At 58.0% G+C, this 24,315-nt stretch carries 20 protein-coding genes; 13 read left to right on the top strand and 7 right to left on the bottom strand.

Annotation, left to right across the window (positions count from 1 at the left end; genetic code table 11):
• Window positions 1-166: 166 nt before the first annotated feature.
• Window positions 167-640 carry a hypothetical protein gene (locus ACJJV2_RS11025; protein WP_405280811.1) on the bottom strand — a complete coding sequence of 158 codons (474 nt, stop codon included), beginning with the start codon at window positions 638-640 and terminating at the stop codon, window positions 167-169.
• A gap of 421 nt (window positions 641-1,061) precedes the next feature.
• On the opposite strand from ACJJV2_RS11025, the gene ACJJV2_RS11020 reads away from it, so the two are divergent.
• Window positions 1,062-1,493 (top strand): OsmC family protein, encoded by a 432-nt coding sequence (locus ACJJV2_RS11020; RefSeq protein ID WP_043335071.1) that lies wholly within the window; start codon window positions 1,062-1,064, stop codon window positions 1,491-1,493.
• 168 nt (window positions 1,494-1,661) lie between these two features.
• Here ACJJV2_RS11020 and ACJJV2_RS11015 read toward each other — a convergent pair whose 3' ends face one another.
• The 3 genes from ACJJV2_RS11015 to ACJJV2_RS11005 are packed head-to-tail and all read right to left on the bottom strand — an operon-like array spanning window position 1,662 to window position 4,086.
• On the bottom strand, window positions 1,662-2,738 hold the full coding sequence (locus ACJJV2_RS11015) for a YihY/virulence factor BrkB family protein (protein ID WP_405280808.1): 1,077 nt from the start codon (window positions 2,736-2,738) through the stop codon (window positions 1,662-1,664).
• Between the two features lie 47 nt (window positions 2,739-2,785).
• Window positions 2,786-3,736, bottom strand: a complete 951-nt coding sequence (rarD, locus tag ACJJV2_RS11010) for an EamA family transporter RarD (protein ID WP_054555770.1) — start codon at window positions 3,734-3,736, stop codon at window positions 2,786-2,788.
• On the bottom strand, window positions 3,733-4,086 hold the full coding sequence (locus ACJJV2_RS11005) for a DUF1904 family protein (RefSeq protein ID WP_405280803.1): 354 nt from the start codon (window positions 4,084-4,086) through the stop codon (window positions 3,733-3,735). The genes rarD and ACJJV2_RS11005 overlap by 4 nt, the downstream gene beginning before the upstream one ends.
• 330 nt (window positions 4,087-4,416) lie before the next feature.
• Between ACJJV2_RS11005 and ACJJV2_RS11000 the strand changes: the two genes are divergently transcribed.
• The 6 genes from ACJJV2_RS11000 (at window position 4,417) to ACJJV2_RS10975 (ending at window position 11,620) form a co-directional block, all read left to right on the top strand.
• Window positions 4,417-5,331 carry a nitrilase family protein gene (locus ACJJV2_RS11000; RefSeq protein WP_405280800.1) on the top strand — a complete coding sequence of 305 codons (915 nt, stop codon included), beginning with the start codon at window positions 4,417-4,419 and terminating at the stop codon, window positions 5,329-5,331.
• Entirely contained in the window at window positions 5,331-6,032 is a 702-nt protein-coding gene (locus ACJJV2_RS10995) for a pseudouridine synthase (protein ID WP_054555772.1), read from the top strand. The genes ACJJV2_RS11000 and ACJJV2_RS10995 overlap by 1 nt, the downstream gene beginning before the upstream one ends.
• Before the next feature lie 274 nt (window positions 6,033-6,306).
• The gene (locus ACJJV2_RS10990) at window positions 6,307-7,332 is read left to right on the top strand and encodes an ABC transporter substrate-binding protein (RefSeq protein ID WP_405280796.1); all 1,026 of its coding nucleotides are present in this window, start codon (window positions 6,307-6,309) and stop codon (window positions 7,330-7,332) included.
• Between the two features lie 315 nt (window positions 7,333-7,647).
• On the top strand, window positions 7,648-8,970 hold the full coding sequence (locus ACJJV2_RS10985; RefSeq protein ID WP_405280793.1) for a dicarboxylate/amino acid:cation symporter: 1,323 nt from the start codon (window positions 7,648-7,650) through the stop codon (window positions 8,968-8,970).
• A 91-nt stretch (window positions 8,971-9,061) separates the two neighbouring features.
• The gene (locus ACJJV2_RS10980) at window positions 9,062-10,567 is read left to right on the top strand and encodes an amino acid racemase (protein ID WP_405280790.1); all 1,506 of its coding nucleotides are present in this window, start codon (window positions 9,062-9,064) and stop codon (window positions 10,565-10,567) included.
• Between the two features lie 138 nt (window positions 10,568-10,705).
• Window positions 10,706-11,620: a LysR substrate-binding domain-containing protein gene (locus tag ACJJV2_RS10975; protein ID WP_405280787.1), complete on the top strand. Its 915-nt coding sequence runs from the start codon at window positions 10,706-10,708 to the stop codon at window positions 11,618-11,620.
• A gap of 257 nt (window positions 11,621-11,877) precedes the next feature.
• On the opposite strand, the gene ACJJV2_RS10970 is transcribed toward ACJJV2_RS10975, so the two are convergent.
• Window positions 11,878-12,231 (bottom strand): hypothetical protein, encoded by a 354-nt coding sequence (locus tag ACJJV2_RS10970; protein ID WP_279837486.1) that lies wholly within the window; start codon window positions 12,229-12,231, stop codon window positions 11,878-11,880.
• A 625-nt stretch (window positions 12,232-12,856) separates the two neighbouring features.
• On the opposite strand from ACJJV2_RS10970, the gene ACJJV2_RS10965 reads away from it, so the two are divergent.
• The 5 genes from ACJJV2_RS10965 (at window position 12,857) to ACJJV2_RS10945 (ending at window position 21,096) form a co-directional block, all read left to right on the top strand.
• Window positions 12,857-13,153 (top strand): hypothetical protein, encoded by a 297-nt coding sequence (locus ACJJV2_RS10965; protein ID WP_286173699.1) that lies wholly within the window; start codon window positions 12,857-12,859, stop codon window positions 13,151-13,153.
• Between the two features lie 777 nt (window positions 13,154-13,930).
• Complete coding sequence (locus ACJJV2_RS10960) at window positions 13,931-15,430, top strand: N-6 DNA methylase (RefSeq protein WP_405280783.1); 1,500 nt, start codon at window positions 13,931-13,933, stop codon at window positions 15,428-15,430.
• The gene (locus ACJJV2_RS10955; protein ID WP_131431711.1) at window positions 15,427-16,935 is read left to right on the top strand and encodes a class I SAM-dependent DNA methyltransferase; all 1,509 of its coding nucleotides are present in this window, start codon (window positions 15,427-15,429) and stop codon (window positions 16,933-16,935) included. The genes ACJJV2_RS10960 and ACJJV2_RS10955 overlap by 4 nt, the downstream gene beginning before the upstream one ends.
• Complete coding sequence (locus ACJJV2_RS10950; RefSeq protein ID WP_405280780.1) at window positions 16,928-18,133, top strand: hypothetical protein; 1,206 nt, start codon at window positions 16,928-16,930, stop codon at window positions 18,131-18,133. Before ACJJV2_RS10955 ends, ACJJV2_RS10950 begins: the two co-directional genes overlap by 8 nt.
• A gap of 2 nt (window positions 18,134-18,135) precedes the next feature.
• Window positions 18,136-21,096 (top strand): type I restriction endonuclease subunit R, encoded by a 2,961-nt coding sequence (locus ACJJV2_RS10945; protein ID WP_131431713.1) that lies wholly within the window; start codon window positions 18,136-18,138, stop codon window positions 21,094-21,096.
• 152 nt (window positions 21,097-21,248) lie between these two features.
• Here the strand turns inward: ACJJV2_RS10945 and ACJJV2_RS10940 are convergent, their stop codons facing one another.
• Window positions 21,249-21,674, bottom strand: coding sequence for a hypothetical protein (locus ACJJV2_RS10940; RefSeq protein ID WP_131431714.1), 426 nt, complete (start codon window positions 21,672-21,674; stop codon window positions 21,249-21,251).
• A 273-nt stretch (window positions 21,675-21,947) separates the two neighbouring features.
• Between ACJJV2_RS10940 and ACJJV2_RS10935 the strand changes: the two genes are divergently transcribed.
• Complete coding sequence (locus ACJJV2_RS10935; RefSeq protein ID WP_131431715.1) at window positions 21,948-23,201, top strand: ATP-binding protein; 1,254 nt, start codon at window positions 21,948-21,950, stop codon at window positions 23,199-23,201.
• Between the two features lie 376 nt (window positions 23,202-23,577).
• Here the strand turns inward: ACJJV2_RS10935 and ACJJV2_RS10930 are convergent, their stop codons facing one another.
• Window positions 23,578-24,090: a flavin reductase family protein gene (locus tag ACJJV2_RS10930; protein ID WP_131431716.1), complete on the bottom strand. Its 513-nt coding sequence runs from the start codon at window positions 24,088-24,090 to the stop codon at window positions 23,578-23,580.
• Window positions 24,091-24,315 lie beyond the last annotated feature (225 nt).

Here is a 24,315-nt window from a genome sequence, read left to right as displayed (position 1 = left end):
GATTTTTTCTCAAATAATTCAGGGTTGCTGCATGAAGTGGCAACGCAGTGCTGCTTTCCATGCACATAAGCATATGCGCGCAACGACGCAGGCCCCGCAACCGTGGGTTGCGGGGCCTGCGTCATCAGCGCCAATCGTACCTATGGCGAGTGCTCCGTGCTGGCGATCACTTGCCGTCGCACTGGGCGTTCTGCTTGCTGCTGCCGGAGGGCGGGCAGCCGAACCAGTTCTCGGTCGGCTTGGCCTGGCCAGTGTTGGCGTGTCGGCCGCCCTGGCTGCCGATCTCGCCGCCATCGAGGCTTTTCTGTACCTGGCGGGTGGCGTTGTCCTTGGCTTGCTGGCGTGCCTCGGGCTGTTCGTTCTGTTGATAGTGCGCGCCGTTGTCAGCTGCGTCGTCCGCGGTGCGCTTGGAGTGGCTGGGCGTTGGCTGGCCCTGCGAGGAATGCTGGGAAGAGGCCGCGCCGCTGGTCCCTGTCTCGGTATTCATCTCGTCGAAGGCCTGAGCCGGGGAGAGGCCCAGCAGGCCCAGCATCACTGCGGCGGCGCCAATGCCACGGCGCAGGCGGGTGCTCGCGGCAGGGCGCAGGCCATGGAGAGAGGCGTTGACGTCAGTGATGTCTGTCGAGGTCTTGTAGAACATGATGAGGGGACTCCTTGCGGGTCTGGCCGCCGGTGTCGGCAGCCGCGCGGGTGAGGGATTCACCGGCGACGTATGAGGTGTCGGCGAATGCTGCGCCAGCTTGCGAGCGCACGATGCCAGACATGAGAAGATGATGTGAGTGACTGCAACTCGGCGTTGCGCGCCAGGTAATCGATAGAACAGTTATCGGGGCGCACGGCGGGAATTCAACTCTTGTTCAATAATTGGCCGTGGCGACGGGCGCCCTCGCCGGGGTGGGTGGCGTGTCTTGCTCACGCAATTGATAGGCAGCCGACACGCGATCGATCAGACACTTGTGATGGCAAAAGGGCAGACGCCCCTTGAAGTCGCGACGCGCCGTGACAATGTGGGAGGGACAGGGCAACGGCCCTGAGTGTTCACCCAGGTCAAGGAGACAGGCATGACGATCAAGAAAACCGGTTCCGCGCATTGGGAAGGTAGCGTCAAGCAGGGTAAAGGCACTGTCAGCAGTGAAAGTGGTGCGCTCAAGGATCAGCCTTACGGCTTCAATACACGCTTTGAAGATGGCGCCGGCACCAATCCCGAAGAGCTGATCGGGGCTGCCCACGCCAGTTGCTTCTCGATGGCACTCTCGATGATGCTGGGCGAGGCGGGTCATGAGCCCAAGGCCATCGACACCACCGCCACCGTCCATCTGGACAAGGACGACAGCGGCTTCAGCGTGACCAAGGTCGCCCTGGTGACCAAGGCCGATGTGCCGGGCATCAGCGAGGCAGACTTCCAGTCCACCGCCGAGAAGGCCAAGGGTGGCTGCCCGATCTCCAAGCTGTTCACCGCCGAGATCTCGCTGGAAGCCTCGCTGGTCAACTGAGGCGTCGCTGGCAGGCGAGCCGTCGCAGATGAATAGCCGTCAGGCGTCGACCACGACAGAAACGACTCGTGTGGCCGCAGGCATCATCTCTGCGATGCGAGCATGAAAAAACCGCCCCTTGGGGCGGTTTTTTCATTGTGCGCGCGGTGAGCTTTCAGAGGGCGTGTACTAGCGCTTGTCTGAGCCGCTTTCTGAACCGTTTGCTGAGCCGTTTTCTGCAACCTTGTCTGAACCCTTGCCTGAACCCCTGCCTGGGCTCATTTCCATTTCCTCCTCCTCGCTGACCTCGCCGGCATGCTGCATGGCATTGCGGCGGGATTGCAGGCGCGTCAGTGGCTTGCGATCCGGCGTGCGGTACCAGCGAATGTTCTCGCGTGAGCACTGCTCCAGCTCGGCGATCACCTGGGCGCCGAGCAGCAGGATCACGGCGCCGATCTCCAGCCCCAGCAGCAGCACGATCAGCGTCGCCAGCGAGCCGTAGACGGCACCTACGAAGGACAGGTGGGTGAAGTACCAGCTCAAGGCGAGGCGTGTCAGCTCCCACAGGGTGGCCGCGACCAGACCACCGACCAGCGCGCGGCGGGTCGAGACGCGGGTCTGGGGCAGTATCTTGTAGATGGCGCTGAACAGCCCGAACATGCCGACGATGCTGATCAGATAGATCACCTCGCTGCCGGCATCGCCCAGGGTCAGCTCGATACCGGTCAGCAGCGTCAGGGCGTCATTCATCGCCGAAGCCAGCGCCACCAGCAGGGTCAGCGCCAGCAGGCCCGCGCCCAGCACCATCACGAAGGCGTAGGGCAGCAGGGCGGAAATCCACGCGCTGCGCTTACGAATCACCGGATGCTGATGGAAGATCAGCGCGATGGCGTCTTCCAGCATGCGAAAGGCCAGTCCGGCGAAGAACAGCAAGCCGCCCATGCCGATCCAGCTGATCACCTCGCGATTGGCCAGCAGCTTGCGCACCGCGTCCAGCAGGATGTCTTCCTGGCCCGGCCCCAGATGCTGGACCTGAATGGCGATGATGCTCATCAGGCGCGTTTCATCCACCAGGTGCGTCAGCAGCACGCAGAGCAAGGCGAACAGCGGCACACTGGACAGCAGGATGTTGTAGCCGACGCCACCGGCCAGCAGCACGCCACGATTGGCGATGAACTGTCCGATGACGCGCAGGGCGAAGGCCAGCAGGCGCGGCAGAAAGCGCAACAGGCGGCTGCTCACGGAGTCTGCAGCAGGGTCTGGCATGGCTGGGCATCCTCGCTTTGGTTCGTTAAGTCAGTTCAAGGGTGATGTCAGCCGCGCTGTCGGGCGCGATGCTGGAAGAACGTCGAGGCGGTATAGAGCGCCAGACCACTCCAGATCAGCACGAAGGTGATCAGCATCGTCGGATGCAGGGTTTCCTTGAAGATCAGCAGCGCGATCAGAAACTGCATGGTCGGGTTGATGTACATCAGAAAGCCGACCGTGGCGAGGCGCAGGCGACGCGCCGCACCGGCAAAGGCGAGCAGCGGCAGCGCGGTGAGTACGCCGCTGGACATCATCAGCACGCTGGCGGGAAGTCCCAGCGGGCCGACATCGCTGGCCGTGAAGTGCGATTCGCCGGAGAACCACTGACCGCCGATCAGCAGCAGCGCGAGTGGCGCGAGCATCATCGTCTCGACCAGCAGGCCCGACAGGCCATCCAGCGCGATGCGCTTTCTGAGCAGCCCGTAGGTGCCGAAGGTGACAGCCAGCGAGAGCGTGATCCACGGCAGTTTCGTTAGCCCGATCAGCTGCAGGCTCAGGCCGAGAACGGCCAGCCCCAGCGCGAACAGCTGCACGCGCGTCAGGCGCTCCTTCAGGAACAGCATGCCCAGCCCGACATTGACCAGCGGCGTCATGAAGTAACCCAAGCTTGCCTGCAGTACCTCATGCACCTCCACCGCGTGGATGTAGATGCCCCAGTTGAGCGCGATCAGGATCGAGCAGGCCAGCACCGGCACCAGCTTGCGGGGTTCGGCAAAGGCGGCGCGCACCGGCGACCAGCGCCGGATGACGCTGATCAGCAGCACCATGAACACGCAGCTCCACAAGATGCGGTGCAGCAGCACTTCCCAGGCGGGTATGCCCTCGAACAGCGCGAAGTAGAGCGGAAAACAGCCCCACATCACATAGGCGCCCAGCCCGAAGCCGACGCCCTTGGCGCTCTCGCGGCGCGCCTGCGCCAGACTCTCGACTGAGGGGCCTGCCTGCTCCCGCCTCATGCGGAGTCGCTCGAACCATCCTGCGCCAGTGGCTTGCCTGCGATGTAGTAGCCAGAGGGTTCAAGGGCGATGAAGAAGCTTTCGGCCTCCGGGTAGCCAGCCTCGTTCATGGCCTGCGCGATGGACTGGGCGCACAGATTGCGCACCTTCTGGCCACGTTCGAACCACAGCACCTCGACGAAGGGGAAGGCATCGACGAGCTGACCATCGAACACATACTGGGTGGTGATGCATTCCAGCGTGAATTCGTCGCGCGCGGTGGCGGTCGCTTCGCTCAGCTGATCGATCAGTGCGCGCGAGACAGGGGCAAGACGGGCAGGCGTGACACCGTGGAAGCGAAGCTGAGGCATGAAGCTCTCCTGTGAGTCGGGATGGGGAGTGGGCGAGCAAGCTCGCGGTGAACTGGCGTCGCCGCAACCTGGCGTGGCGACTTTGCGTTCATCGCCAATATATCACTGGCTTCTGATGCTCACACCCGCCGCCAGGGATTCGTGCGCGTGCTGAGCGGTACGGCGATGACAGATCATGCTTTGCCTCTCACATCTGATCGCCACAGACGGTAGAATGAGCGCTTTCAAGGCGTGGCACGACCAGCGGCAGGGTGGGCAAGGCTCACGCCGCCGCGAATCCGCCAGTTGCCACTCAAGCGTCCATTCAGTCAGCAGGGAGGCACGACGACCATGACGACACAGCCACAGGCGACTTCCTCGCAAGCGAATGCTGGTGATGCCTCGCGAGGGGCGACACTGCGTGTCAGCCTGGTGCAGGCGGACCTGCGCTGGGAAGACCCGGCGGAGAACTGCCGCCTGCTCGGCGAGCAGCTGGATGCCGCAGGCCTGGTCATGGGCGCCGATGGCCGCAATGCCGCAACCGATCTGATCGTGCTGCCCGAGATGTTCGCCACCGGCTTCACCATGAACTCGCGTGAGATGGCGCAGCCGAAGGAGTCCAGCGAGAGCCTCGACTGGCTCAAGGCACAGGCCATCACCCGCGGTTGCGTGATGACCGGCAGCATTGCGGTGCTGGATGACGGCGAGTGTTACAACCGCATGCTGTGGGCCACGCCCGACGGCGAGGTGACGCACTATGACAAGCGCCATCTGTTCCGCATGGCCGGTGAGCATGAGCGTTATGGCATGGGCTATGAGCGGGTGCTGGTCGAGCTCAACGGCTTTCGGATTCAGCTCTCGGTCTGCTATGACCTGCGCTTCCCGACCTGGCTGCGTCAGCGTCCTGTCATCGGTGGCGTGAGTGCCGCCGAGACCGCCGCCGACAGCGCCTTTGAATATGACCTGCTGCTGTGCGTGGCCAACTGGCCGGGCGTACGGCGTCATCCGTGGCGTACGCTGCTGCAGGCGCGCGCCATCGAGAATCTGGCCTATGTGGTGGGCGTCAACCGTGTGGGTGACGACGCCAACGGGCTGCACTATACCGGCGACTCCATGGTCTGCGACTTCAAGGGCGAGCCCATCCTCGACCCTGCGCCAGACCAGCCCTTCATCGAGACCGTGACGCTTGAACGCGGCGCGCTCGACGAGTTTCGAACCAAGTTTCCGGCGTGGATGGACGCCGATCATTTCACTCTGGAGGCCTGATGCGCCTGGACAAATTCCTTACCGAAACCACGGATCTCAGCCGTAGCGATGCCAAGAAGGTCGTGCACCGCGGCGATGTCACCGTGGATGGTGAGGTAGTCAAGAACACCGCGAGCGCCGTCAAGGATGGCATGCGCGTCGAATGGAATGGCGAGCACCTGGAGCTGATGGGGCTGCGCTATCTGATGCTGTACAAGCCGGCCAATGTGGAATGCACCAGCAAGCCGGGCCTCTATGAGCGCGCGCATGACCTGATCGATCTGCCCAATGTCGAGCGCCTGAGCATCGTCGGGCGTCTTGATGTCGACACCACCGGTCTGGTGCTGATGACAGACGACGGCCAGTGGAACCACCGTGTCACTTCGCCCAAGAAGGCCTGTGCCAAGCGCTATCGCGTCACTCTGGCGCGTCCGCTGGAAGGCGATGAGCTGGCGCGCGCCGTGGAGGACTTCGATCACGGCCTGATGCTGGATGGCGAAGAGAAGCCGACCCGTCCGGCGCGTCTCGAGATGGAAACCGCCACCGTGGGTCTGCTGTGGATCACCGAAGGCCGTTACCACCAGGTGAAGCGCATGTTCGCGGCCATCGGCAATCACGTCGAAGCCCTGCATCGCGAAGCCATCGGGGCTGTCGAGCTGGACCCGGAGCTGGAGCCGGGCGAATGTCGCTTCCTGCGTCCGGAAGAGATCGCCAGCTTCTGATCGCTAGCTTCTGAGCTGCGCATGCGTCATGAAAAGCCCCCGTCATTTTTCACGAATGGCGGGGGCTTTTTCATGCGCGTCGTTGGCTGCCGAGCCTTGTATCGTTCCAACGATCGCGCTTAAGGTAGTGATTCGTCTGCTCGTATTGTGAATTCTTTGCGGGAAGCGCGTTTTGCAGAAGAGGCATTTATCAAGATGTCATCTTCGCTCAGCGTCTGATTCGCGCATTTTCATGACAATGGCGTATTCATAACAACAACGAGGAAAGTCCACTATGTCGTCCCCCTTCTTCAAGTCGTCTCCCTCCACCAAGTCGTCTCACTTCACCAGCTCCCACCTGCTGAAACCCCTGCCACTGCGCATGGCGCTGGCGGGCAGTGGCCTGTTGCTGGCAACGCTGTCGGCGCCGGCGTCTGCCGCGGAAGATGCCAGTGTGGTGTTCTCCGCGCCGCCGTGGCCGGGCGTGACCATGAAGACCGAGATTGCCTCGGAAGTCTTTGAAGCGCTGGGTTACTCCCCCAGCACGCGTCAGCTGGGCGCGCAGATCACCTATGAAGGCATGTCGCTGGGCGAGGTGGATGCCTTCCTCGCCGCCTGGCTGCCGGCGCAGAGCAACATGTACGACGCCGCGATGGAGAAGGGCACCCTGGTCGACATGGGCAACAATGTCGAAGGCGCGCGCCTCGGGTTCGCGGTGCCGGGCTACGTTGCTGAGGCCGGAGTGACCTCCAACGAAGACCTCGACAAGCCGGAATTCGCCGACAAGTTCGAGAAGACCATCTATTCCATCGAGATTGGCTCCGGTTCCAGCGAGATCGTCAACAAGGGGGTCGACGGTGATATCTATGGTCTCGGCGACTGGGACCTCAAGGAGTCATCGACGCCGGGCATGCTGGCCACCGTGGCCAATTCCTCCAAGAGCAAGGAGTGGATTCTGTTCGTCGGCTGGACACCGCATTGGATGAACATCGAATACGACATGGTCTTCCTCGACGACCCGGATGACATGTGGGGCCCGGGCGGCGGCGCCAGTGATGTGAAGACCTTGGCCAACAAGGCGTGGTCGGAAGCGCACCCCAATGCGACCCGTCTGCTCGATCAGCTGGCCTTCAGCTCGGATGATCAGAGCGCGCTGATCTACGGCTATGGCAAGGAAGAAAAGCCGCAGGAAGAGGTCGCCGGTGAGTGGATGAAGGCCAACCCGGCCAAGGTCAAGGCCTGGCTGGAAGGCGTGACCACCCGTGATGGCGAACCTGCCTGGCCGGCCGTCAAGGAGGCTCTCGGCCTGCCGGAGGCATGATCGACAGCTTGAAAAGGTGCCGCTGATCTTTGTGGATGCAGCACCTTGAATATAGTGGTAAGAACACGAAGCCCGCTCATTGAGCGGGCTTCGTGCGTTCTACAGCAGCGAACGTGTCAAAAGCGTGCGCAGCGTCTGGACAGAAAATGGCCTCTGGCGTGCCGCGCAGCAGGGGGTGAATTCGTCGTCATGCAAATCTTGCATGGAAAATCAAAATAAAGAATTGGTCGCGAGATAGGGGCCTGTATCACCATCAGTCTGCACTCTGCGCTGCTTCCACGCGCAGCCAACAATAATGACAAGAAGGAAACACTCATGGCTGATTCAGGCTCTTCCTCCGCCCCGATGCCTCGCTCTCCCGGGCCCATTGCGCGCTTTCTGTCTCCCTGGACACGTCTGGCGCTGTGGAAGCAGATCTTCATCGCGCTGGTTCTGGGCCTGGGGCTGGGTATCGTGCTCAACCAGACCGGGCGCGCCGATATCGCCGCCGATATCAAACCGCTGGGTGACCTGTTCATCCGCGGCATCAAGATGCTGATCGTGCCGTTGGTCTTCATCTCGCTGGTCACTGGTGTGGCCTCGCTCAACAACCTCTCCAAGATCGGCCGCCTGAGCGTCAAGACGCTGGTGCTCTATCTGGGCATGACGGCGGTTGCCATCACCATCGGCCTGGGGCTGGCCACCGTCTTCCAGCCGGGCGTCGGGATCGACCTGGGCAGCGCGGCCAATGTCGAGGTGCGTGAAGCGCCGACCGCCGTCGATACGCTGCTCGGGCTGGTGCCGACCAATGCCGTCGAGGCCTTCGCCGAAGGCAATGTGCTGCAGATCATCGTCTTCGCGATCCTGTTTGGCCTCTCCATCACGCTGGTGGGTGAGAAAGCCCGTCCGGTGCGCGTGTTCTTCGAGTCCGCGGCGGAAATCATCTATCGCATGACCAGCATCATCATCGCCTTCACGCCCTACGGTGTCTTCGCCCTGATGACCTGGGTGGCCGGCACCTATGGCCTGGCAATGCTCGCGCCGCTGGCCAAGGTGATCGGTATCGTCTATCTCGGCTGCTTCGTGCATGCCATCGTTGTCTATGGCGGCATGCTGCGCTTTCTGGCGCGCTTGAACCCGCTGCGCTATTTCCAGGGCAGTGTCGAGCCGATCATGCTCGCCTTCACCAGCACCTCCAGTTCCGGCACCTTGCCGGTGACCATGATAGCCGCCGAGCAGAATCTGGGCGTCAAGCGAGGTGTCTCGAGCTTCGTGCTGCCGCTGGGCGCGACCATCAACATGGATGGCACCGCGCTGTATCAGGGCGTCTGCGCACTATTCATCGCCCAGGCCTATGGCGTCGATCTGGGCATGACCGAATACGTCACCATCATCATGACCGCGACGCTGGGCTCCATCGGTACCGCCGGTGTGCCGGGTGCCGGCTTGATCATGCTCTCGCTGGTGCTGACCTCCGTCGGCCTGCCGCTGGAAGGCGTTGCCATCATCGCCGGCATCGATCGTGTGCTCGACATGGCACGTACCGGCCTGAACGTGGCGGGTGACTGCGCCGTCAGCTGCCTGGTCGCCAAGAGCGAAGGCGAGCTGGACGAGGAAGTCTTCAATACGCCCCACGTCATGCGCTCAGAGCTCAGTTGAGCGCTCTTGTCTGAACACCCACCGCGTCATCATCATCGGCTTGTCGGCATCCGCGTGATAAGCGTGTCAACGACATCAGGAGAACATCGTCATGGAACGCCCCAACGCACCTTCACATAAAGCCGGCCCCTCTGTCGTTCGCTACGGCGTCGTGGGTGGCCTGGGGGCGATCGGCAGCGCGGATGTCCTGCTCAAGACGGTGCGCGCGGCGCAGTACTGCAAGCCGCCGGGCGGGGTGGATATCGCCTTCGAGCAACGCCACTTCGATGATGGGCCGGGAATCGCGGCGGAGGCCTACGACCCGCTGCGGCGCAAGTTCTACGTCTACAACGTGCTCAAGGACATGCAGGGCAAGGTCGAGAACGCGATGGTGCCATGCTTTCTCTCCCACACCTTCCTGGCCGAGATCACCCCGGAAATCAGCTTCAACGTCGTCGATATCTTCGATGCGCTGCTGGTGCGCATTCGCCGCGACTATCCCGAGGTGCGCAAGATCGGCGTGCTGACCTCAAGCTACGTGCGCGCCTCCGGTATCTTCGAGCAGCGCTTCGGCGAGCCGGATGCCACGCAAGACGGCAGCCTCGCGACAGCTGGCGGCCTCGAGGTCATCTATCCCGATGTCACGCTGCAGCGTGATGCCCTGATGCAGGCCATCTATGGGCCGAGCGGCATCAAGAGCGGCCATCATGGTGGCGAGTGTCTGCAACTGTTGCTCGAGGCCTGTGATGACCTGGTCAGTCAGGGCGCGGAGATCATCGTGCCGGGCCTGAGCGAGATTCCGGTGCTGATGGAATCGCTGCAGCCGCTGGTACCGGTGCCCTTGCTCGACTCCAATCTCATCTACGCCGAGTACGCCCTGGGCGTGGACCGCGAGCGCGAGAATCGCAACTTCAAGCTCGGCGTACTCGGTGGGGTAGGGCCGGCGGCCACGGTGGACTTCATGCGCAAGGTGGTCAGCCTGACGCGTGCCGAGCGCGATCAGGACCACCTCAAGATGGTGGTGGAGCAAAATCCGCAGATTCCCGATCGCACTGCCAATCTGATCGGCAAGGGCGAAGATCCGAGCATTCCGATGCTCGCGACCTGTCAGCGGCTGGAGGCCGATGGCGCCAATGCCATCGCGATTCCCTGCAATACCGCGCATGCCTTCGTGGCGCGTATCCAGCCCTATATCGGCATCCCGATCATCAACATGCTGACGGCGGTGGTTGACCATATCGCGGCGATGCCGGCGCCGGTGACGCGGGTCGGGTTGCTCGCGACCAGCGGCACCGTGACCAGTCGGGTCTATCACGACATCATCGAGGCCTCGGGGCGTGAAACGCTGGTGCCCGACGCTCGCTTCCAGACGCAGGTGATGGAGGCGATCTACGGGCATCACGGCGTGAAGGCGGGCCATACGACAGGGGAGTGCAGCGAGCATCTGCAGGCTGCCATTTCCCACCTGCTGGCGCGGGGCGCTGAAGTGATCATTCTGGGCTGTACCGAGCTTCCGCTGATCGAGCTCGATGCGGCACTGCGTGAGCGGGTGGCGCTGCTCGACCCCGCGGAAATTCTCGCGCAGCGCTGTGTGGCACTGGCGCAAGCCGAGGCCTGATCAGCGCTGCATCCATCCGGTAAGCCAGTGAAGAGAGCTTGAAGAAAAGACACGCAGCGACGCGATATACTGCGCTCACGCAGGCTCGCTGTGTGCCTTTGCCTCATTCATGCCTCTCTTCAGGTGCTCGCCGTGGAAATGAACTGGTTGGAAGACTTCCTCACCCTGGCGGTGACGCGTAACTTCTCGCGCGCCGCCACCCTGCGCAACGTGACGCAACCTGCCTTCAGCCGTCGTATTCGCAATCTGGAATACTGGGTCGGCGCCACCCTGATCGACCGCAGCCTGTTCCCCGTCGGCCTGACCCCTGCGGGCGAATCCTTCCAGCGCACCGCCCAGGATGCGCTCTCGGTATTGCGCGTCGGCCGCGATGAAGCGCTCGGTTTCGTGCCCAAGATAGAGGAAGTCGTCTCGATTTCCGCCTCGCACACGCTGGCGGTCAGCTTCTTCGTCGACTGGCATGAACAGCTGCAAGACAGACTGGGCAATCTCAAGGCTCGCATCGTGCCCGACCACGTCGCCGGCTGTGTCGATGCCTTGATCAGCGGCAACTGTGATCTGATGCTGGCCTACAACAGCCCGCTACTCCCGACGCTCACCGACATCGTGCGCTATCCCTCCATTGTGCTCGGCTCCGAGCGACTGGTGCCCGTCAGTGCCGTCGATGACGCAGGCCAGGCCCTTTACTCCCTCGACAGCGACACGCCGCAACCCTATCTCTGCTACTCCAGTGACAGCTATCTCGGCCGATTGACCGCACTGATCATCGGGCGCCAGAACCTCGCCGCGCGACTCAACTTCCGCTACGAATGCTCGATGTCTGACGTGCTCAAGCGCGGTGCACTCGCCGGTAGCGGCATCGCCTGGGTGCCGGAACGTGCCGTACGCGACGAGCTGGCCGCCGGGCGTCTCGTCATCATCAGCGATGATAGTCACACCGCGCCGCTGGACATCTGCCTCTTCCGCCACGCCGAGCATGACCAGCGCATAGCCGAACGCATCTGGCAAGCCTGCCTGACTGCCGAAGACGAAACCCTCGAGCCAGGCCAATAGTCCGTTCGCGGCGTGCCAGAGAAGGGATAGGTAAAGAAAGGGCCCAGAGAAGAAAGAGTCCAGAAAGGGCACGCAACGGAAAGGGCACGCAAAGCAAAGAGCAGGGCAATGAACTGAAATCATCGCCAGTGAATAACGCAAGACGGGAGCCACCTGGGCTCCCGTCTTGCGTTGTGGCATCTAAGCGCATCTGACCATATCTGAGCGCATCTCAGCTCACAGCCTATCGGCCGCAGCTGCAAGTCATGAAACGCCTCTCACGACAGTCGACGCGAGTTGGCCGTCGTACGCTTGTGCAACGGCTTGATGAAGAGGGTGCCCGTCGTCCACCACGGCACCACCTTGCCGCCCGTCATCGCGTTCATCCACGCCTTCTGCATCACGAACCACATCTCCCAGCTGGCCGCGATCTTCTCCGACACCATCTTCTGGTTCTCGGTGATCATCTTCGGATCCAGCGGTGACTGGGTTCCCCACAGCTGAGTGCGCGACATGATGGTCGACATGGCCGTCGACCACATCTCCACCGACGTCGTGCCCAGCTTCCAGACATCGAACATCGCAGCCGGCGTCGTCGGGACCAACTCTGACCAGGCAGGTTGTTTAGCCATTGTGTTCTCCAAGTAAGGAACCTGAGTACATTGATACGCCTGTTTTTGCTGCAGTGCAATATGAGTTTTGGCTGTGAGACGAGATAGGGCGATTCGGAGCCTCGATTATCACCAGTTTCTATATAAATCAGTGGGTTAGCGATGTTGAGGACCTGAAAATACGGAATTTTCCGTGCCTGGGCGGAAATTTCCCGTGGAGTAGGGGAAAGTGGATTTTGGGATTTGTTGGCAATGTCTTACGTAGGCGTATGAATTTGATGAAGCTCGGTATCAGTTCAGTCAGACAGTAGGCGTAAGCGTTGGCGAATGGCGCGGAAATTTCCGGCGCGAAGTTAGGTGCGATAGAGCGGAGGGGTCGGCGAGGCGCGTTGGGGATCGAGTTTAGTGTCTTGTTAATGCGACGCAGAGTGTCGCGTTGAACTAACGATTTCTTCTCGCGCTTGCCTCGACTCGGCTATTATTAGGTTTCTTGAAATTTCCTATATTTTAATATGCATTTCTCGCCAAGGCAGGACGCCATGGTGGAAGACCATGAGACGGAGCTCGCCCCAGAGGTAAGCGCCGTGCGGTAGCCGTGTGATGGCATGAGAAACGATGCACACCACGAAAGGAGCCCCCAACGGGCATGCTGGTTTACAACGCTACCAAGCAGCAGTTCATTGATGACGTTCGGGCCAATATCATCGCTGACGCCATTGAGAATGAGGTATCACGCAAACTAAGCCGCAATTCGCCGCGTAATGAGGTGGCCTCCTGGGAGAACTCCTTGCGCTTCATGATGAGCGTTCTCCTCGACGAAGGGATACCCGCTTCGGCAGGTGTGGCCATCGAATACAACATTCCGATGACCAATCGCCGAGTGGACTTCATTCTGACCGGCAAGAATGACCAGCGTGAGGACTCTGCTGTATCATTGAGTTGAAGCAGTGGCAGACCGCTGAGGTGACAACCAAAGATGCTATCGTTCGCACTCAGTTAGGGGGCGGTGTTCGGGGACCAACCATCCCTCCTATCAAGCTTGGTCCTATGGTGCGCTGATCGAGGACTACAACGAGACCGTCCGCTCCGAGTCGATCCGGCTAGTCCCTTGTGCCTACCTACACAACATGAAGCAGGGCGATGCTATCAACGATCCCTTCTATGCGAATCACACTCGTCGCGCTCCTGTCTTAATTTCACCGTATGCCCTGAAGCTCTCCAGGTTTCTGAGTCAGCACATCAAGTAGGGCGACAGTAGCGACATCATGTATCGCTCGAGCACGGTGTGATCAAGCCGAGCAAAAATCTGGCGGATGCGCTCAGCTGGACGTTGTAAGGCAATGCAGAGTTTTTGATGGTCAATCGCATGGTGATGTTTTATTGCTCAATCTGTCCACTAGATGACCGTACTATAAATCTGTGAAGCTCTGTAGGAGCTCACTTCATCGTCGCATGCTGCCACGCTTTAGGCTCTCCGCTGCATGCTGCCACGGTTTATGTATGATCGTTCGCTAGGCAATTTCTGCAGTGATTTTTTCTAAATGTATCGTTGGGTCATTGCATTACCCGAACCCGCTTTTCATTATCGCTGTGACATTCGTCTCTCCCGAGGGGGAGACGGCATCCGCAACAGCACTCAATCTACATATGGATAATATGAGAGAAATTCAGCAATACTTTGTGCTGGGTAACCAGTCCTTGGCTTCCATCGGGGCTTGTCATGACGAATGGTAGTCCGTATTTGAAGTCCGCCTTGTGGGAGGCGGCCAACCACCTGCGTGGGTCTGCGGTCGACCGCACTGACTGGAAGGGATACATCCTGCCTCTGCTGTTCTTCAAGCGGATCAGCGATGTGTGGGATGAGGAGACGGCTGAAGCGGCCGAGGCCTTCGGCGAAGCCGATCCTTCTCACTTCCCCGAGGTGCACCGTTTCACGGTGCCTGAAGGATGCCACTGGAAGGATGTGCGGGAGACCCCGGCGAACGTGGGTGCCGCACTGCATCGAGCCATGCAGGAGATCGAGCGTGCGAACCCGGGCACGCTGTTCCGGGTGTTCGGCACGGCGGACTGGCCCAACAAGGAGAAGTTCTCGGACGAGCTGCTGAAGGACCTGATTGAAGCATTCTCGAAGATCCCGCTGGGCAACTCGGTCAGCACCGACGTGCTGGGCGATGCCTACGAGTACCTGGTTGGGAAGTTTGCCGACGTCACACGCCGCAACAAGGCCGGAGAGTTCTACACCCCGCGCAGCGTTGTGCGGATGATGGTGGAGATGCTCGACCCTCAGGAGGGGGAGAGTATCTATGACCCAGCCTGCGGTACCGGGGGCATGCTGCTGGGGGCCATCGAGCATGTCAGGCGCAAGGGAGGGGACCCCAGAACCTTCTACGGCAAGATCTACGGGCAAGAGAAGAACTTGACTACCTCAGCCATCGCTCGCATGAACCTGGTTCTGCATGGCATCGAGGACTTCCAGGTTGCCCGTGAAGATACTCTAAGGAACCCAGCATTCACCGATTCCAGTACCGGTGGTCTGGCTTCCTTCGACTGTGTGATTGCCAACCCTCCGTTCTCTCTCAAGGACTGGGGGCGAGACCTCTGGGAGTCGGATCCGTGGTCCCGTGCTCAATATGGGCTGCCTCCTAAGAGCTACGGCGACTATGCCTTTGTGCAGCACATGCTGTCTTCCACGGCTTCGACAGGAAACGGCCGCATGGCAGTGGTGCTGCCTCAAGGGGCACTGTTCCGGAAGTCGGCTGAGGGCAATATCCGCCAGGCCCTACTGGAGAACGATCTCATCGAGGCGGTGATAGGCTTGGCTACCAACCTCTTCTATGGCACCCAGTTGGCTGGCTGCGTTGTCATCCTGCGCCGCAATAAGCCAGTTGAGCGCCAGAACAAGGTGCTGATCATCGATGCTTCGAGCATGTTCCGTAAGGGGCGTGCACAGAACTTCCTGGATCACGAGCATAGTGACCAGATTGTCGAATGGTACCAGGCGTTCGAGGATGTCGAGGATCGCGCCAAGGTCGCCACGCTGGAGGAGATCAAGAAGGAAGGTTGGATCTTGAACATCTCGCGCTACGTTTTGCCACCAATCGGTGAGGACATTCCTCCACTCTCGGAAGCCATCAAAGACTTCAAGAGTGCCTTGGAGCAGGCAAGGGCAGCGGAAGACCATCTACGGAAGGTGCTGCACGACGGAGGGTGGTTGAAATGAGCGAACATCTCTCTCAGCGTGAATTGGAAAGCTATCTATGGGGAGCGGCCACGCTGCTACGTGGCTTAGTGGATGCCAGCGACTACAAGCAGTACATCTTCCCCCTGATGTTCTTCAAGCGTCTCTCGGATGTGTGGGATGAGGACTACCGGAGCATCTTCGATGAGACGGGAGCCCCTGGCTACGCGACTGCTGTCGCCAACGACCGCTACGTCATCCCCGAAGGTGCCCACTGGAAGGTCGTGCGCCAAGCGACCCACGATGTGGGGCGAGCCTTGCTTTCTGCCTTCCAAGCCATCGAGACAGCTAACCCTGAGCGCCTGCAAGGGGTATTCGGTAATGCGCCCTGGACCGACAAGGGGCAGATGCCCGATGCCACGCTCAAGAACCTGATCGAGCATTTCTCCCAGCATGAGTTGACACTGAAGGCCGTGCCGGAGGATGAGTTGGGCAATGCCTACGAGTACCTGATCAAGAAATTTGCCGACGATAGCGGCCACACGGCCCAGGAGTTCTACACCAACCGGACCTTGGTGCACCTCATGGCTCAGATGCTGGAGCCGAAGTCGAACGAGAGCATCTACGACCCCACTTGTGGTACCGGGGGGATGCTGATCTCGTGCATTGCTGAGGTTAAACGACGGGGCGGCGACATTCGCACCACTGGGCTGTATGGGCAAGAACTGATTACTATCACGGCGGCCATCGCGCGGATGAACCTAGTGATCCATGGCGTGGAAGACTTTCAGGTCTCCAGTGGTAATACCCTTCAGAGCCCAGCCTTTATCGAGGGGGACCGACCTCGCACCTTCGATGTGGTGCTGGCCAATCCGCCTTACTCGATCAAGAAGTGGAATCGCGAGGCCTGGAAGGACGACCCCTGGGGGCGCAACTTCCTAGGAACTCCTTCACAGGGCAGAGCTGACTACGCTTTTTTCCAGCACATCCTGAAGAGCATGGACCCAGAAACCGGGCGCTGTGCCATTCTTTTCCCGCACGGGGTACTGTTCCGCCAGGAAGAAGCGGAAATGCGGCGCAAGCTTATCGAGGCCGACCTGGTTGAGTGCGTGCTGGGCCTGGGCCCTGGGCTGTTCTACAACTCGCCCATGGAAGCTTGTGTCGTCATCTGCCGTAGCCGCAAGCCAGCAGAGCGGCAGGGTCGCATCCTGTTCATCGACGCGCTCAACGATATATCCCGAGAGCGTGCACAGAGCTTCCTGAGATCTGAACATCAAGAACGCATTCTGACGGCCTACCAAGCCTTTGAGGATCAACCTGGCTTTGCGGCGACGGTGAGTACTGAAGATGTTCTAAGAGCCGATGGGAATCTCTCCATCGTTCGCTATGTGAGGAAGTTGAAGCCTGAAGTAGCAGATGGAGAGGCTATGACGCTGAAAATCGCATGGAAGGCTTTCGAAGAAGAGGGGCGTGAGTTATGGGCCGGGATGGAGGAGCTGGTCGATATGCTGAATGGCTTGTCGATAGAGGAGAGTGCTGATGCCTGAACAAGCCGCTTTGAATCTCCAGCAGGAGATACCGAATCAGTCGACATGGGCACGTGTTGTGTTCGGAGATGTAGTGGAAAATGTGAATGACTACTTCAATCGAGGTGTCGATTCGGCTACCCGATACATCGCGGGCGAGCATGTTGATGAAGGGGATCTGAAAATTCGTCGCTGGGGAATGACAGATGATGGTTTTTTCCCTCCGACATTTAAGCGTAAATTTCGGAATGGCGATGTCCTGTTTCATTCTCGAAATATTAAGAAGTTAGCTGTTCCAGACTTTGATGGTGTTACAGGTGAGAAGCTATTTGTGTTACGGACCAAGTATGAAAAGGTCCTTTCACAGGAATTTCTTGGGTACCTGCTAAGCGGAGAAGACTTCGCCAGATATGCGGCGGAGAATTGGTCGGGGTCTGTAAATAAGTTCTTCAACTGGGGGGCGCTGAGTAAGTATGAATTTTTCCTTCCACCACTGCATGAGCAGCTTCGGGTGGTGAAGGGCTTGGTAGCGGCTCAGAACAATGCTGAAAGTTTGCTCAAGTTGAAGGATGCGACTCGTGTAGTGCAGGTCGCTGCTTTTGAAGAAATGCTTGGTCGTAAGGATGCTCGCTTAAGAAAATTGGGCTCGTTGATGACAGCGCCGCCTAGAAATGGATTCTCACCTGTGGCTGCCTCCTCAGAAACGGGGTATTGGGTGCTGGCTCTTAGTGCAATAACTAAATCAGGCTATCGTCCGGGTCAGCTTAAGCCAGTTGATCCTGGCCCAGAAACAGAAGCTGCCCGAATTCAACTGGGTGACCTCGTTGTCTCTCGCTCAAACACCCGGGATTTGGTCGGGTTGCCGATGGTATTTCCTGAAGGACGAGATGATGTCTCATATCCCGACACCATGACGCGTATTTCGGTTGATCCTGACGAGGTGAGTACGGAGTACCTTGAGCTATGTCTCAGGCTCCCAAGCTGCAGGCGACAGGTCCAAAGCTATGCTGCTGGCACTAGCTCGAGCATGCTCAAGATCAATGGCTCCAACCTGAAAAAGGTCGAAGTCCCTCTAGTCGATAGGAAGGACCAAGATTCCATCCTGAAAGCGGTAAATAAGTTTTCAGAAATGCTAAGGGTTGCGGAGAAGCGTATTGATTCAGCGCAGGCTCTTCAGTTTCAACTTGTGGACGAAACGACCAGATACAAGGAAAGTTGATTATGGCCTTCAATGAAGCCAATACCGTCGAAGCCTTTATCCGAGACCGCCTTACGGGAGGTGCTGGGCCGACCACACTCTCCCCCGGCGTCGCAAGGCAGGGAGAGGCAATCGCTGGGCTTGGCTGGCATTTCGTTGGCCCGGGTGATCTTCCGCGCCAGCCTCAGGAACCCCTCGTCGAGCCTTACCTGCGAGAGGCCTTGGTTCGATTAAATCCTGATATCTCCTCCAGCCCCTCTCGCGTCGACGATGTCCTCTACCGGGTGCGGGCGATCATCATGGGAGCTCGGTCCGACGGGTTGGTGAAGGCCAACGAGGAGTTCTCTGCCTGGCTTCTGGGTGAGCGCTCGATGCCCTTCGGTCCGAACGGAGAGCATGTCACCGTTCGACTGATCGACTTCGATGACTTGGAGCAGAACACCTACGTCGTCACCCAGCAGTACACCTTCCGGGCTGGCAAGGCCGAGAAGCGGGCTGACCTGGTTATGCTGGTCAATGGCTTGCCACTCGTACTGATCGAAGCCAAGACCCCGGTGCGTTCAAGCCAGAGCTGGTTTGATGGGGCGATCCAGGTCCACGACGACTACGAGCAGAACGTACCTGAGCTGTTCGTGCCCAACTTGTTCTCCGTGGCCACCGAGGGCAAGGAGTACCGCTATGGTTCCGTGCGGATGCCAGTGGATCTATGGGGTCCATGGCGGACGAGCGAAGATGGCCCGCAGTCTCTGGGTGAGGTAGAGAAGTCCGTCACCTCGATGCTAAGGCCTGCGATGGTGTTGGACCTGCTGGCGAACTTCACTGCCTTCGCCACCCAGAAGGGCAAGCAGCGGATCAAGATCATTGCCCGGTACCAGCAAGTCGATGGGGTAAATAAGATCGTCGAGCGGGTCGTGGCGGGGCAGCCGCGCAAGGGACTGATCTGGCACTTTCAGGGCTCGGGTAAGTCACTGCTGATGCTGTTCGCGTCTCGTAAGCTACGGCTCCACCCGGCTCTTAAGAACCCCACCGTGATGGTGGTGGTGGACCGACTCGATCTGGACAGCCAGATAGCGGGTACCTTCTATGCAGCGGATATGGCCAACCTTGTTCGTGCCGAGACGAGGAAACACCTCGCTGAACTGCTGGCCAATGATGTCCGCAAGGTGGTAATCACCACGATCCACCGGTTTGGCGAAGCCGAAGGAGTGCTTAACGACCGTGACAACGTCATCGTCATGGTGGATGAGGCCCACCGCACCCAAGAGGGCGACCTGGGTCGCAAGATGCGCGATGCCCTGCCCAATGCCTTTCTGTTTGGCTTGACCGGTACGCCCATCAACCGCGCTGACCGGAACACCTTCTATGCCTTTGGTGCGGAGACGGACCAAAATGGCTACATGAGCCGCTATGGGCTGAACGACTCGATCCGTGACGGAGCCACCAAGGAGCTGCACTTTGAACCTCGCCTAGTAGACCTCCACATCGACCAGGACGCGATCGAGGAGGCCTATAGGGATATCACCGAGGGGCTTGCTGACGAGGACAGGGACAAGATCGGGCGAGCTGCCGCTAAGATGGAGATCCTGGTCAAGGCGCCTGAGCGTGTCAGCGCGATCTGCGCCGACATCGCCAAACACTACAAGGAGAAGGTAGCGCCAAACGGTTTTGGGGCTCAGGTTGTCACTTTGGATCGTGAGAGCTGCCTGCTCTACAAGCAAGAGCTGGACAAGCACCTACCCTCGGAAGCGTTGGACATCGTTATGTCGGTCAACAGCGGCGAGGAGATGTACGCCGACTATCGACGTGACCGTGATGCCGAGGAGAAACTCCTAGACCGGTTCCGTGATCCAAAGGATCCCCTCAAGATCATCATCGTCACTTCGAAGCTGCTGACAGGTTTCGACGCCCCGATCTTGCAGACTATGTACCTCGACAAGCCGCTGAGGGATCACACGCTGCTGCAGGCGATCTGCCGAACCAACCGCCCCTATGGCGAGCAGAAGACACATGGCTTGATCGTGGATTACCTCGGGGCCTTCGATGATGTCGCCCAGGCCCTGAAGTTCGATGAGGAGAGTGTGAATAAAGCGGTGAGCAATATCGCGGAACTCGCAGAGATGCTACCCACAGCCATTCAGGAGTGTCTCGAGTACTTCGCGGGAGTGGATCGCACACTCACAGGTTACGAAGGACTTATCGCGGCTCAGGACTGCCTGCCCAGCGATGACCTGCGAGATGCATTCGCCTCCGACTTCAGCATCCTCAATCGAATCTGGGAGGCGTTGTCACCAGACCCGGTGCTCAAGCCCTACGAGACGGACTACCGCTGGCTGGCTCAGGTTTACGAGTCGCTGAAGCCCTCGACCGGTACTGGCAAGCTGCTGTGGCATAGCCTGGGTGCCAAGACCATCGAGATGATCCATGAGAACGTCCACGTCGATACGGTGCGTGACGATTTGGACACGCTCGTACTGGATGCTGAGCTGCTGGAGGCTGTGCTGGGTAGCCCAGACCCCGAGAAGAAGGCCAAGGAAGTCTCGGTCAAGCTTACCGGCCGACTTCGCAAGCACTCCCACAACCCCAAGTACAAGGCCCTAGCTGAGCGCCTCGAAGACCTCAAGAAGCGGCATGAGCACGGTGTGCTGGTCAGCATAGAGTTCCTCAAGCAGCTCCTGGAGCTGGCCAAGGACGTTGTCAGGCTTGAGCGAGAGACACCCGTAGAGGAAGACTTGGATAGAGGGAAGGCTGCCCTAACTGGGCTATTCGAGGAAGCTAAGTGCGGTGAAACTCCTGTTATGGTCAAACGGATCGTTGATGATATCGATGAGATCGTGCGTGCTGTGCGTTTCGAGGGGTGGCAGACCACCCATGCAGGGGAGAGAGAGGTCAAGCTGGCTTTGAGGAGGACGCTGTTCAAGTACAAGCTGCACCAAGACATTGAATTGTTCGAGCGCTCGTACGAGTACATACGAGAATACTACTAGGTTCTGTACGAGAAGTTGGCTCGTAGATAGCGGCGTATGCAGGCTACGCATATCACCGCATAAAAGCTACGGACCAGCTGCTCATATCACGTCGCAATATGACGGAACTCTTTCAGCTAACTGAAAGAGCGCTCCACGATATTTCGCTGACGTTACATAGGTTTATCGAAACCACGTGGGAGGTCTGGGCGAGGTTTTCGTTTCATCTTTCTTTTAGCGATGATCGGCTTGTTTCGAACGCGGTCGCAGTAACGGTGCAAATCATCACTGTCATAGCCCTGTTCTATCACGATGTAGCAGCAACGTTTTTGTGGCCGACCCAGACTCCTCGCTAGATCAACCTTTTCCAAGGTGGGCATGAAGTATCGCGTATACGACTTTTGTCCCGCCGATGGCGTGAAGGCGTTGGGCCAGCCAAGGCGATCACAGATCAAATGGATTTTTGTCGTGATACCGCCACGATTCCGGCCCAACGCATGGTCTAAGGGTTCTTCAGATCCCCTTTTTGCCCCTACCCGCGGAGGCGCGAGTTGCACGAACGGCTGTTGAATCGGCATCACCCAAGTCTCGAGATCCATCAGGCTATCTTCGCGAAGTCGAAGTCGAAGTCGAAGTTGAAGTTGAAGGCGCGACAAGACCGCCTCAAAGGTACCGTCATCACGCCATTGGTGGAACCTAGCGTAGGCAGTGCTACAAGGGCCATACCGCACCTATGCTGGATGTGCATGGACCACATTATTAAAAATGACTTTTCTTACAAAACCTAGGCAGCCAAGCTCTGCCTTGACGGTCTCAAATTTTTAATGGTGCGTGCCACCTAATGCTTTTTCTATCTAATAAGCCGAGGTCTTATGAATCCGTTTGATATTGAGAAAGAAATTAAAATTCTAGATTCTGGTGTAAGGGACACTTTTACTCCGTATCAACCAATAATGAATCATGACCTTTTTCATGGCAGGTCAAAGGAAATATATTCAATTATTCAACAAATAAATACTCCAGGCCAGCACTCGATATTGTTTGGTGATCGAGGCGTTGGTAAAAGCTCATTATCTAATGTCGTTGCAGAAAGCCTTAAATCTTTAAGAAATGACTGTCTTATAAAAAAGAGATGTGATAGTGACGATACATTCATAACGATTGTTGAAAAGCTATTGAATGAGGTTGGGATTGACCTTCAGATAAGTTCATCTCAGCAGCAAAAAGCGGAAGGAGGAAAAGCAGGACTAAAGATTCCTGTGTTCGAAGCAGGAGTAGAGTCGACGAGCACAAATACCTTTATCATAAACGGGTTGTTAGATCGCGCTAATTCTCCGAGCTGGGTGTCAGATCAGGTGAAGAACATCAATGCCTTATTCCTGCTTGATGAAATTGATGTTATTGGCAAAGAAGAAAAGTGGAAGGTTGCTGAGCTAGTAAAACAGCTATCTGACGAAGGTTCCCCTTTAAAATTCTTGATTGTGGGGATTGCTGAAACTGCCAGTGAATTAACCCATGGTCATAAATCGGTCCAACGTTGTTTGAAAGAAACCCCGCTGCCTAAATTGAGCGATTCTGAGATTAAAGTAATTATTGAAGAAGGTGCGGAGCGGGTCGGCGTAAAATTTACCTCAGCTGCAGTTAGTAAGATCATCAACGTAAGTGCAGGTTATGCTCATTTTACTCATCTTTTATGCTTGAAGGCTTCTGAGAAAGCTATTTGTAAGGGGCGACATGAAATAACCCTGGAGCACATACAAGCAGCAACTGACGATGCGTGCGGTGACGCAGAGGGGGTTCTAAGAGTTGCGTATGACGAAGCAACTAGGTCATCTAATGCTGAAGAATTTCGGAAAATATTAATAGCGGCATCTTCCATAAAGGAAGTGGAGTTTAAGTCATTGTCTTTAAGATTCGCTTATGAAAGATTATGGGGGGTGGAGATTGAACAGGGTTGGCTAAATAACTACCTTCAAAGAATTGTCTCAGATGGGAGTCATACAATTCTTCGTCGCTTGGCAAAAGGTATTTATAAATTCAACGATCCGAGAATGCCAAGCTACATTAGACTTGCTAACTTAGCGCTTCTTCCTGATGTAGAAAAAGAAAATGCAGCCGACCGCTAAAGCGGCGACTGCATTTAGGCGTTATATGAGATTGGTCTGAAAGATCGCTTCTGGCCGTAGGGGGCAGTATGCCTTTGAGTCGAGCAGTTTCCGCTCCCCTGAGGCATGCCTTTCGAGTGAGGGGAAGTAACCCCAAAACGGCACGCCTCCGGTACGCACACCAGCTTCTTATGCTACCCGCAATCTTAGTTAAGTTACTAATTCTATCGAATTGTACCTTTCGCTCGATGACGGTTCTTGGCCGCAGATTCTGAGCGCGATACCTTATAGGGAAACTCAGGTGTTGCACTCAGAATCTGCGGCCATGTGGCTTAAAAACGAACTCATAATCCCCCAGTCTGTTCCTAAGGGTTTCAGCCGACCAGTACCTCCAGTCTTATTCTTCTTCCCTAGCCATGCCTCCATACTTCCCCTTGAAATACAGCAGTGGCCGCGCCGTCCCTGCAACATCCAGATTCAGTCCCTTCACTTCCCCGATCACGACCAGGTGATCACCTGCAGGGTGCTCAGCGTGAATCTTGCAGTCGAGCCAGTGCAGGCTGTCATTGATGACCGGGTTGCCGAGGGGGGAGAGCTGCCAGTCGATGCCTTGCCATTTGTCTGCGCCACGCATGGCGAACTGGTTGGAGACGTGGCTCTGCTCGCTGGAGAGAATGTTGACGGCGAAACGCTCTGCCTGGCGAATCTTCGGGTAGCTGAACGAGCTTGCCTTGACGCTGAAGGAGACCAGTGGCGGATTCATCGAGACGCTGTAGAACGACTGGCAGGTAAAGCCAATCGGCTCGTCGTCGACCTGGGTGGTGATGATCGTGATGCCGGAGGCGAAGTGGCCGAGGGCTTCACGGAAACTGGCGGGGTCGATGGTGGTGTCAGTATCGGAGAGTGACATGGCAAATCCTGGAAGAGTGGGGAGGTGGTAATGATCAGCCGTGGGGGAGGGGCTGCAGCGATAGCGCGAGACTGGGGGCTTGAGTGACAAGGATGTTAGTGATGAAAAAATGGCCGTCGTGAATCCTTCACGATGGCCATTTTTGTTTGCGGCGGTATCAGCCGCTGCTGCTTTCACTTTCGAGCACTATCGTCGGGCCAACTCGGTTTGGAACTAGCTGGACGC

Source organism: Cobetia sp. Ld8, from assembly GCF_045066615.1.
GTDB classification, from domain to species: domain Bacteria; phylum Pseudomonadota; class Gammaproteobacteria; order Pseudomonadales; family Halomonadaceae; genus Cobetia; species Cobetia amphilecti.
This window is presented reverse-complemented; position numbering and strand designations above follow the sequence as displayed.